We start from the raw sequence: 9,553 nt of genomic DNA, 5'->3' as shown, positions 1-9,553 counted from the left end.
CGGCTCAAGGCCCTTTTTTCGTCGGGCCTTTCACCGCTTTCATCTCGTATTCGCTCTCCGGGTCCATCGCGTTGACGGCTTTTTGCAGTTCCGTCAGGGCAAATTTGAGGGAAGCAACCTCTTCCCTCAATGCCTGGATCTCCTGCTCCTGGGTCAGCGAGCGGCTGTTTTTCGGGAACGCATGCAGCACATCTTCTTCATGAAACATCCGGACCTGGCGATTATCGACGGTAACCAGCTGATACTTCAGCCGTCCGCTGTTGATGGCGTTATAGATGGTCTTACGGCTGACCATCGTTAGCTCAATGACATCGCTGATTCGAAGCATCTTTTTCCCTTGCGTTCCCGGCGTCAACACAGTAAACCCGACAGCGTCAGTTTACCGTGTGATGACGGCGTTGGTGAACTCTTTTGCGATGTCCTCCGGGGCGAGTTCACACAAATAATCCACCTGTGCTTTATCGGCTAACAGGGCAAACAGCGACTGAATGATCGCGACCTTTTCGCAAGTGGGATCGATCGCCATCATGACAATAATCTCCGGTTTGACGATCTCGTCAGGTTCATCTGTCCGCTGAAATTCAATGCCGCTGCGGTTGATGCCGATAGCAAAGCCAGTCTGGTTCACATGCTCAAATTCGGTATGCGGAATGGCGATGCTATGGGTTTCCATAAAGATCCCGGTGGGGTAAATCTCTTCTCTGGCTAACACGCCATCGGCAAACGAGGCTTTCACCAGCCCCTGCGTCTCCAGCGTGGCCGCCAGCTGCCGCAGGGCATCGGTCTGGCTAATGGGATCGTTGAAAATCAGGACGCGTTCGGGGCTAAATAACATTATACCTCCTCCTTCTGCGCCGCTTCCGCCATCAGGATATTTTCCTGTTGCAGCTTGCGCCGGTTCCACAGCACCAGGCCAAGGGTACACAGGCTGAGCACCGCGACGCCCGCCACTTTAAAGTAGAAGCTCTGGATAATGACCCACGGCAGCATCGCGCCAGCGTAGTCCACGCTGCTGATGCTGGTGGTGCCCTGCGGCAGAGAGAATCCGGTACTGACGGCGGTACTGGTAACGATCGGTGCCAGATTCGTACCAATCAGCAGCGCCAGACTCAGGGTCAGCAAGCCGGTAAGCAGGGTACGGAACATGTCCCCCCGGCAGACGGCGGTCACCAGCACAAAGGCGAAAGGCAGCCCGGTCAGGGACGCGAAGGGCAGGAACTGATTGCCCGGCACGATGGCCGCCAGCACCAGCATCACCGGGATCATGAGCATGGAAACGGAGAGGGTAACCGGATGGCCAACGCTCACCGCCGAGTCCAGGCCAATGGCGATTTTGCCAAACGATCCGGCACGCGCCTGGGCAATTTCCTGAATACGTTCGCTGATCGGATAAACCCCTTCCATCAGCATTTTCGCCATTCGCGGAATAATGGTCATCACCGCCGCCATGGTAATCGCGGTCTGTAAAATCGCTTTGACCTCAATACCGGCAATAATCCCCAGCAGCGCACCGATAATGGCACCGAGCGAAGCCGGATCGCCTAAAATAGACAGCCGTTTTTGAATGGATTCGGTATCAATCTTAATATCCCGGACCACCGGAATACGGTCGACAATCGCATTGACCAGCCATGCCGCAGGCACAAATGACGCTGAGAAACCGTGGGGCACCGAAATAGAGGGCAGATTCAGATACTTTTCCACATCGTTACTGGTCCGGTCCGCAATCACCATCGTAATAACACAGTTTATTCCGGCAGCAAAAACGCCAAGCCACAGACTGCCGGTAATAACCGTGACCAGAGATCCGGTAAAGGCGTGGTGCCAGAGATTCCAGACGTCAACGTTTAATACCCGGGTCGTGCGGGTATAGAGCATCAGCATATTAATCGCCACGCACACAGGGATCACCAGCGCCCCGACGCGCGTACCCATCGCCACGGCCGCGGCGGCGGGCCAGCCGACATCCAGCACCGAGAAGTTCAGGCCAAAACGCTCGACAATGGCGTGGCTGACCGGCGTCAGCGAATCAATCATCAGGTTGACGGTAATACTTAAACCAATAAACCCGATGCCCACCATTAAACCGGCTTTAATCGCCCTGGACACGGGAATACGTAGCAGCAGCCCGAGGATCATAAAGATAAGCGGCATCATCACCGATGCCCCTAAATTAACAATATAGTCGACGATAAACATATATTATTCCTCGGCGAGAATATGTTCTTTCACGCTGCTGAAGACCTTATCCACGCCCATACCGGTTAACAGCGGCAGTGCATTAATCACCGGAACAGAAAGCGAAACGGGGGAAGTAGAAACAATAAAATCCAGATCGTCTCGTGTTTTCGCTTCCGCTACTGTGCCCTGAGAGATTCTGACTTTATCGAGCAAATTTTCTTTCTTCAGGAAATCCTGCAATTTATTTAAGGCAATGGTACTGGTGGCCACGCCCGCGCCGCAACAGATCATCATATGTTTCATCGGTAATCCCTCGTGTGTTTGTTAAGAGAGATTAAAGCATGTGATGAAAACCAGATGTGTGATCAGTGTGTAATTTTACACACTAAGTACACAAAAGTGCATGCGCTGTGATTTTACTCAGCCAGGCAGTCCCGGATCCGAAGTAATAAAACCTGAGTAGCAGCCTGCAAAATCACGGCAATCAGCCTGACGGAACCTCCCTGCTTTGGCTACCTGCCCCAGGAAATAAGCGGGGTCTGGCATGATATCCGCAGCAGATAAACGCTGCACAGGAATGCGAATAGCGAAGGTGAATAATTCATCGCATTATAGCTATACGATCTATCCATCCGGATTAACGGGAGAAACACGATGCACGTATTTGTCACCGGGGCTGGCGGTTGGCTGGGCTCCATGATTGTTGAAGATCTGCTGAACAACGGGCATCAGGTATCCGGTCTGGTTCGGGCAGATGAGCAGGCAGCCCGATTAACGGCGGCTGGTGCGCAGGCGGTTAAAGGCTCGCTTGATGACGTTGAGGTACTGAAACAGGCGGCGGCGAACGCTGATGCGGTGATCCACACGGCGTTCAACCACGACTTTTCGCGCTTTATGGAAAACTGTGAACAGGACAGGCGAACCATTGAACTGCTGGGCGATGCGCTGGCCGGGTCCGATCGTCCGCTGCTGGTGACCTCCGGTCTTGCTGGTCTGGCGAAAGGCGCGACGGAGCAGGATCTCCCTAATCCGGCATCGCCGCGCAAATCGGAAGCGGCAGCCAGAGCACTTCACGCGCGAGGCATTCATGCTGCCGCTGTGCGTCTGCCGCCGTCGGTACACGGTATCGGCGATCACGGTTTTCTGCCGATCCTGATCCGTCTGGCGCGGGAGAAAGGGATATCGGCCTGGCCGGGTAATGTCGATAACTGCTGGTCCGGCGTGCACCGCCGCGACGCGGCACGGGTCTATCGCCTGGCGCTGGAGCAGGGCGTGACGGAGCGGATTTACCACGCGGTCGCCGAGGAATCGATCCCCCTGCGGACCATTGCTGAGACCATTGGCCGCAACCTCGGATTGCCTTCCGACGAACGGGAGCCAGAACACTTTGGCTGGTTTGCCATGATGGCAACGGCGGATATGACTGTCAGCAGCGAATACACCCGGCGTTTGCTGAACTGGCAGCCGCAGGAAGCGGATTTGCTGACCGATCTGAACCATCCCGCTTACTATTCTCTCTGATAGTCTTCAGGGTGCCGCCCGCGCGTGGCTCCCTGTAACCGTTGTATAACAAATATTGTCCCGCCGGGGCTGGAATGTTACTATCGGGAAAATAGCCGTTTAGACGGCTAAAAACCGTTATGCATTGAGGAACCGCTATGTGGCAAGAGAGACTCGCGCACCTGGTTACTGCCTGTCACTGGATTGGGGCGAAAGGCTGGGCACCGGCAACTGGCGGTAATATGTCGGTACGCCAGGATGCAACCTGGTGCTGGCTCAGCGAGTCGGGACGCGACAAAGGCAGCCTGACCAGTGACGACTTTTTACAGGTCTCCATTGCCGACAATACCGCGCCCTCGGGGCGTAAACCCTCCGCCGAGACCGGCCTGCATACTTTGATCTACCGTCTGTTTCCGGAAGCCAACGTGGTTCTGCATGTGCATACCGTCAACGCCACCGTGCTGTCGCGGCTTGAAACGAGCCAGACGCTGACGCTTCAGGGTTACGAGATGCAGAAAACCCTTACCGGTCAGCACACTCATCTGGACGCCGTGCCCATCGCGATTTTCGATAACGATCAGGATATTGACGCGCTGGCCGCCCGTATTGAGGACCATGCGCAGACCCATCCGCTGCGCTACGGCTTCCTGCTACGCGGCCACGGCCTGACCTGCTGGGGGAAAGATATCGCTGAAGCGCGCCGCCAGCTGGAGGGGCTGGAGTTCTTGTTTGAATGCGAGCTTTTGCGCCGCCGTTATGCATGAATACAGCGCCCGACCGCGTGTCGGGCGAGCGCTGTAACATCAGGGCAGGCGAGGGTAAGCATCAGCGATCGCGTCGCCGGTAAAATTCGCGACCCAACCTTCCGGATTATCGAAAATGCGGATAGCGGTAAAATTCGGTTCAGATCCCATGTCGAACCAGTGCGGCGTCCCGGCTGGCACCGAGATCAAATCGTTTTTTTCACACAGTACCTGATAGATCTCATCGCCGATATGCAGGCAGAACAGCCCTGCGCCTTCGACGAAGAATCGGACTTCATCTTCCCCGTGGGTATGCTCGTTGAGGAACTTCGCCCGCATTGCTTCTTTCTGCGGGTTATCAGCACGCAGGCTGATCACGTCCCAGCTCTGATAGCCCTTCTCGGCAACCAGTTTATCAATGGCGTGCTGGTAAGCATTGATAACCGTCTCCGGCGTCGGGGACTCTCCCAACTGCCGGTCGGCCTGCCAGCGCTCAAAACGCACGCCTTTGGCATTAAGCTGCTGCTGGATCTCACCGGCGTCGGTGCTGTGCCAGACCGGCTGGCGGGCGTCCTTATCTGAGAAAATGGTTAATGCGCTCATGAAGGGAGTTGCTCCGGGTAAATGTCGTCAAAACGCTGAACCTGCGGATGATGGCTGGCCGGATCGCGATCCTCGCGCACCAGTTGCAGCGTGCGCAATCCTGCCTCTTCCGCCGCGTCGAGCTCCTGGTGAATATCGGACAGAAACAAAATCGACGCCGGGGGATGCCCCAGTTGTTCAGCAATGTTGCGGTAAGACTGCGCTTCACGCTTCGCACCGATCCGCGTATCAAAATAGCCGCTGAATAAATGAGTAATATCACCTTCATCGCTGTAGCCAAATAACAATTTCTGCGCCGCAACGGAGCCTGAGGAATAAACATATAAATCAACAGACTGTGACTTCCATTTCTCCAGCGCGGGCAATACGTCCGGGTAGAGATGGCCGGTAAAATCGCCGTTAACGTAACCCTCCTGCCAGATGATCCCCTGTAACGCCTTCAGCGCCGTCGACTTACGATCTTCATCCATAAAGGCAAACAGGGTTTCTGTCAGCTCCTGCGCCGTCGCCGCTGGCTGGTGGATTTCCTCGCGCAGGTTATCGAGGATCGTTTTTACCGGTTCGGCGTACTGCTGCGCGTGCACAAACGCCGCCAGCCGCTCGCGGGCGTAGGGGAACAGCACGTCATGCACAAAGCGAATGTCGCTGGTGGTGCCTTCAATGTCGGTCACAATAGCGCGGATCATGGTCTCTCCAGAGTGGACGTTGCGCCAGGCGCAATCAGGGTATTGTTATAGTCGTCTGGACGTCTATGCGTCTTTAATAGCAGAGGTTAACATTGTGTTATGGGAGGTTCAATAAGGGGATGAGCGGGGGAAGCACCTGTAAAAAACGAAGCCCGGCAGTGTGGGGACACTAACCGGGCGTCTGACCACAACATTATACGAGGTAATGCTATGGCTTCCGCTAATAGTACCATATCCGCTCGCCCTGAAAATCGTGTGTTTACCTTTGTGACGGTATCTTTTTGCGATGAACTTCCTGTTGTTGGCAGCTTGTCAGTCCCGGAGGCACATCATACATAATCTGATAACCACTCCGATCCCGACATCCGCAGATTTATTCCAGGTGGCTGACCTGTGTACCGCTTTTGCAACTGAGCTGGTGGAAAGCAAGGATGTTACTCAGCGTCTGGCGCTATCGGGACGTTTGTCTTACGCGCTGACTGCCTTACGTCTGCTATGTGATGCCGATTTGCCGGCGCACCTGAAAGAACAACTGACGGTAGATGAGTTGCCTGCGCCATGCGTTCCGGATTGTTGGATAGATTCCTGGCTGCTGGTGGAATACGCGCAGAGCTTAACCCCGGCGCTATTAAGCTGTGCCCTGCCTTATACTGTGACGGTGCATTTAACCGGGTTGCTGCACGACTTGGTTATTCTGATGGCTGACTATCTGAAGCAGCCCTACCTGGAACGAGAGACTGCTGATTAAAGACGGCCTATAGTCATTGTATTTTTTTGTTGCCTGCGATGAATTCGCCACAGTACAAAAAAAAGCGTAATGATAATGAAGGGGGCCGCGTGATGTATTCGGGTTGCACGGCCGCCCAAAACCTCCAGGGTTATTTTATATCTGCTGCATGTTGCTTTGCTTTCTCAATAGCGTGTGCATCAAATATATAATGCTCATAACCATCGGTTATATTCTTAATTCTGTATATTTTCCACTTTCCGTCTTCTTTCCTCATATAGACACCTATTTTATACGTCTGATTGTTTTCGCAACCCAGCCAGACATCAACGTATTTCCCCCCCAAATAATCCTTAGCCTTACCCACTCTCAGCAAAGGGATCCAGTCGGCGGAATAGTCCTGCGCATACGTGTAGTAATCCGTATCGATGATTTCCTGCTCATAAATATGAGAAATAATATCAATCCGGGTTAGTGTGTCGTGCGAAATATAATCACTCATTATTTCACGGGCAGGCTTTATTTTCCCAGGACTGTTAGCAAAAACATCTAGATAGTATGTATAGAAATCCGATACACGCTTTTCTGCGTTATCTCGCCCCGAACTACAGGCGGTAACGGCAAGCATCATGAGAACAACGTAAAGGACTCTCATTAATCTTTCCTGTGCATTTGATATGCCGGTCTTGATGAGCTGTTCATGACATTCACGCCACCCGCCTGGATCGTCCGCCGTACCCAGGTAGCGCAGTTATTAGTCGGCCCCGGTTCGGCGTGGCTTTTTGCCCAGTTACCGGCGGTCCTTTTGTCCCATCCCATCATTATTATCCATTCCAACTAAAGGAGTGGCTAATAGACACCCAATTAATCACAGGTGTTAATCATTTTGTGCCGCAGAAAGCGCAACGCGAGGAGGCTACCTGGCATCCGTTCGCCAGTCTGCGTGAGGTAGGATCATACAGGCACAAAAAAGCCGGGTGACCCCGGCTAATATTCATTTTGCAAACTGCTGCGCTGGCAGTCAGATTTTGACATCGGCAGGATTGTGTTTTTTTAACCAGTCTTTAAGCGCTGCATCCATCCGTGTCTGCCAACCTGCGCCAGTGGACTTAAACGCATCCACGACGTCTGGTGAGCAGCGAATTGTTATCCGTGTTTTCGTGGTTTCTGCTGTAGGCCGTCCACGACGTGCTTTTATCACCTTTCTGAGTGGAACCAGTTTGATATCTGGATTTTCAAGCAGCATAGCATCTGGATCGGAAGCCACGGCTTCACGAGTTTTTGCGTCCTCTTCATCCGTGGGGAAGAGGGTTCCGGGCTTAAGTTTCGGCATATCGTCTCATCTCCTGTCTGGTTGCGAGGCGCAGGCTGATAATTCTACAGACTGCAAAATCATTGGATTCCGTGAAGCAAACCGAAAACATTCTGTTTCCGAGGTATGCAATTCCGTAGGTAAGCCCCACGAAACGAATTTCTCCGTAATCAAAACGGTCATCCTCAAAGATAACCATGTTTTCCCAGTCAAGCCGCTCCGCATCTGCGAGAGAGTATCCATGCTTGTTCTGGTTAATCCTATCCTTGCCTGGATCGAATGTAATTTTCATATGATTATTGTATGTACAATAAATGGAAAAGCAACAGGAAAATGCCTGTTGGCATCTGCTCAGCTATCTGGTGTTTCTGACTTTTTGCGTCGCTGTCGGCGCTTTATTTCACCCCGCAATGCAGTAACGATGTATTGTGCGGCTGTTTCACCTTCGTCCATTGTTTCCTCAACGTCTTTAACCACGTCATGCGGAACACGCGCCTGCATTTTTTGTGATTTTGCATTAACGTTAGGTGTTGGCATTACTGAATCCTCTCTTTTACGGTGGGTGACAGTATACCGTAAAAAAAATCAAATCAAAGCGTTGACGTGGAGCACACTTAATAACTATAGTGGAGCACACCTTGATTTTGTCGAGGTGAAAAAAACGAAGCCCGCAGGTGCTACCAACACCAACGGGCCTCTAACCAACACGTTATGGAGACTAACGCTATGGCTTCCGCTAATAGTACCACATCCGCACGCCCTGAAAACCGCGTGTTTATCTTCCTTGCCCTGTCCCGCGCTGACCTGCACGCCAGACCGCACCGGGAGCAAATCATCGCCACCAGTGAACGCGAAGCGCGTCTTAAGCTGGTGGGCCGCTACGTGCTTTCTTTCGCTGGCCGTCTGCCAGTACCGGAGGCATATCATGGATAATTTGATCACGACTCCGATCCCGGCATCGGCTGATTTGTTCCAGGTCGCTGATATGTGCGCCACCTTTGCCATTGAATTGCTGGAAAGCGCGGATGCTACCAAAAGTCTGGCGCTGCAAGGGCGCTTATCCTGTGCTCTGACCGCCCTGCGCGTGCTGTGTGACGCTGATTTGCCTCCGCACCTGATAGAACAACTGACGGCAGATAAACTGCCTGAGCCATGCGTCCCGGATTGCTGGTTTGATTCTTATGCCCTGGTGGAATATACGCAGGCATTAACGCAGGCGCTTTTAAGCTGCACTCTGCCTTGCGCTGTAACCGAACAAATTACCGGGCTATTGCACGATCTGATTATCCTGATGGTTGAGCACCTGAAACAGCCATATTTAGAGCGGGAGGTGGCAGAATGAATGCCTGTAAGCAACTTTCAAAAGTAGTTTTACCTCACGTCCGCCGCTATACAGAAGAGGAGTTATCCCGCCTCGATTTTTTTTGCAGATGCTACATCATGAACGCCGGGAACTGCTCTGCCGCTTTAGACAGACACTGGATGCCGCTGGCGTTGAATATGTGGAGGCAGATCATGCATAAATTCACCTGGCTGTTTCTTGCTACCAGCACAAATCCAAACGCGTTGTCTGCCGAGCTGTCAGGCGTCAGCGCAGTGAGTCTCTTTCAGGCGAGGGCGCTGGCGTATCGCGCCAAAACGTTTTGTGACTGGATGCCGGTTGCCGGCGCTAAACCTGTAACAGTGTTACAGGCGTAAGAATAACTTGATAGCGGCTAATCCCTCCGCGAAAAGGGCCACCTGCCAGCCAGGGGCGGTAATGCCTGGTTAATTTGCAATATCCATTTCCTGACCTTGCCGG

Annotated in this window: 17 protein-coding genes; 7 read left to right on the top strand and 10 right to left on the bottom strand. The window is 53.0% G+C overall.

Features of this window, described 5'->3' with window-relative positions:
* Positions 1–4 precede the first annotated feature (4 nt).
* The 4 genes from INT84_RS11970 to INT84_RS11955 are packed head-to-tail and all read right to left on the bottom strand — an operon-like array spanning position 5 to position 2,484.
* Complete coding sequence (locus INT84_RS11970; RefSeq protein ID WP_176919940.1) at positions 5–328, bottom strand: helix-turn-helix domain-containing protein; 324 nt, start codon at positions 326–328, stop codon at positions 5–7.
* Positions 329–379: 51 nt separating this feature from the next.
* Positions 380–835 carry a PTS sugar transporter subunit IIA gene (locus INT84_RS11965; RefSeq protein WP_194206967.1) on the bottom strand — a complete coding sequence of 152 codons (456 nt, stop codon included), beginning with the start codon at positions 833–835 and terminating at the stop codon, positions 380–382.
* Positions 835–2,199, bottom strand: coding sequence for a PTS galactitol transporter subunit IIC (locus INT84_RS11960; RefSeq protein ID WP_194206966.1), 1,365 nt, complete (start codon positions 2,197–2,199; stop codon positions 835–837). The genes INT84_RS11965 and INT84_RS11960 overlap by 1 nt, the downstream gene beginning before the upstream one ends.
* A gap of 3 nt (positions 2,200–2,202) precedes the next feature.
* Positions 2,203–2,484 (bottom strand): PTS sugar transporter subunit IIB, encoded by a 282-nt coding sequence (locus INT84_RS11955; RefSeq protein WP_176919943.1) that lies wholly within the window; start codon positions 2,482–2,484, stop codon positions 2,203–2,205.
* 351 nt (positions 2,485–2,835) lie between these two features.
* Here INT84_RS11955 and INT84_RS11950 point away from each other — a divergent pair, with 351 nt between their 5' ends.
* Complete coding sequence (locus INT84_RS11950; RefSeq protein WP_194206965.1) at positions 2,836–3,702, top strand: SDR family oxidoreductase; 867 nt, start codon at positions 2,836–2,838, stop codon at positions 3,700–3,702.
* Positions 3,703–3,839: 137 nt separating this feature from the next.
* On the top strand, positions 3,840–4,445 hold the full coding sequence (locus INT84_RS11945; protein WP_194206964.1) for a methylthioribulose 1-phosphate dehydratase: 606 nt from the start codon (positions 3,840–3,842) through the stop codon (positions 4,443–4,445).
* Between the two features lie 39 nt (positions 4,446–4,484).
* Here INT84_RS11945 and INT84_RS11940 read toward each other — a convergent pair whose 3' ends face one another.
* Together INT84_RS11940 and mtnC are read right to left on the bottom strand one after the other, a co-directional pair.
* Positions 4,485–5,027 (bottom strand): acireductone dioxygenase, encoded by a 543-nt coding sequence (locus INT84_RS11940; protein WP_194206963.1) that lies wholly within the window; start codon positions 5,025–5,027, stop codon positions 4,485–4,487.
* Positions 5,024–5,713, bottom strand: coding sequence for an acireductone synthase (mtnC, locus tag INT84_RS11935; protein ID WP_194206962.1), 690 nt, complete (start codon positions 5,711–5,713; stop codon positions 5,024–5,026). The genes INT84_RS11940 and mtnC overlap by 4 nt, the downstream gene beginning before the upstream one ends.
* 382 nt (positions 5,714–6,095) lie before the next feature.
* On the opposite strand from mtnC, the gene INT84_RS11930 reads away from it, so the two are divergent.
* Positions 6,096–6,461: a hypothetical protein gene (locus INT84_RS11930; RefSeq protein WP_370529665.1), complete on the top strand. Its 366-nt coding sequence runs from the start codon at positions 6,096–6,098 to the stop codon at positions 6,459–6,461.
* Positions 6,462–6,591: 130 nt separating this feature from the next.
* On the opposite strand, the gene INT84_RS11925 is transcribed toward INT84_RS11930, so the two are convergent.
* Positions 6,592–7,095 carry a YbjP/YqhG family protein gene (locus tag INT84_RS11925; RefSeq protein WP_194206960.1) on the bottom strand — a complete coding sequence of 168 codons (504 nt, stop codon included), beginning with the start codon at positions 7,093–7,095 and terminating at the stop codon, positions 6,592–6,594.
* A gap of 45 nt (positions 7,096–7,140) precedes the next feature.
* Between INT84_RS11925 and INT84_RS11920 the strand changes: the two genes are divergently transcribed.
* Positions 7,141–7,281, top strand: coding sequence for a hypothetical protein (locus INT84_RS11920; RefSeq protein WP_194206959.1), 141 nt, complete (start codon positions 7,141–7,143; stop codon positions 7,279–7,281).
* A 180-nt stretch (positions 7,282–7,461) separates the two neighbouring features.
* On the opposite strand, the gene INT84_RS11915 is transcribed toward INT84_RS11920, so the two are convergent.
* The 3 genes from INT84_RS11915 to INT84_RS11905 are packed head-to-tail and all read right to left on the bottom strand — an operon-like array spanning position 7,462 to position 8,289.
* Positions 7,462–7,773 (bottom strand): BrnA antitoxin family protein, encoded by a 312-nt coding sequence (locus tag INT84_RS11915; protein WP_194206958.1) that lies wholly within the window; start codon positions 7,771–7,773, stop codon positions 7,462–7,464.
* Positions 7,760–8,044 (bottom strand): BrnT family toxin, encoded by a 285-nt coding sequence (locus INT84_RS11910; RefSeq protein WP_194206957.1) that lies wholly within the window; start codon positions 8,042–8,044, stop codon positions 7,760–7,762. Before INT84_RS11910 ends, INT84_RS11915 begins: the two co-directional genes overlap by 14 nt.
* 59 nt (positions 8,045–8,103) lie before the next feature.
* On the bottom strand, positions 8,104–8,289 hold the full coding sequence (locus INT84_RS11905) for a YlcI/YnfO family protein (RefSeq protein WP_194206956.1): 186 nt from the start codon (positions 8,287–8,289) through the stop codon (positions 8,104–8,106).
* A gap of 189 nt (positions 8,290–8,478) precedes the next feature.
* Here INT84_RS11905 and INT84_RS11900 point away from each other — a divergent pair, with 189 nt between their 5' ends.
* From INT84_RS11900 to INT84_RS11890, 3 genes are read left to right on the top strand one after another with little or no spacing between them, the layout of a single operon-like run.
* A complete protein-coding gene (locus tag INT84_RS11900; protein WP_194206955.1) occupies positions 8,479–8,685 on the top strand; it encodes a host cell division inhibitor Icd-like protein in 207 nt (68 codons plus the stop codon).
* The gene (locus INT84_RS11895; protein ID WP_194206954.1) at positions 8,678–9,094 is read left to right on the top strand and encodes a hypothetical protein; all 417 of its coding nucleotides are present in this window, start codon (positions 8,678–8,680) and stop codon (positions 9,092–9,094) included. Before INT84_RS11900 ends, INT84_RS11895 begins: the two co-directional genes overlap by 8 nt.
* Positions 9,091–9,450, top strand: coding sequence for a hypothetical protein (locus tag INT84_RS11890; protein WP_194206953.1), 360 nt, complete (start codon positions 9,091–9,093; stop codon positions 9,448–9,450). The genes INT84_RS11895 and INT84_RS11890 overlap by 4 nt, the downstream gene beginning before the upstream one ends.
* Positions 9,451–9,553 lie beyond the last annotated feature (103 nt).

Origin of the sequence: Superficieibacter sp. 1612_C1 (assembly GCF_015234305.1) — a bacterium.
Classification (GTDB): Bacteria; Pseudomonadota; Gammaproteobacteria; order Enterobacterales; family Enterobacteriaceae; genus Superficieibacter.
This window is presented reverse-complemented; position numbering and strand designations above follow the sequence as displayed.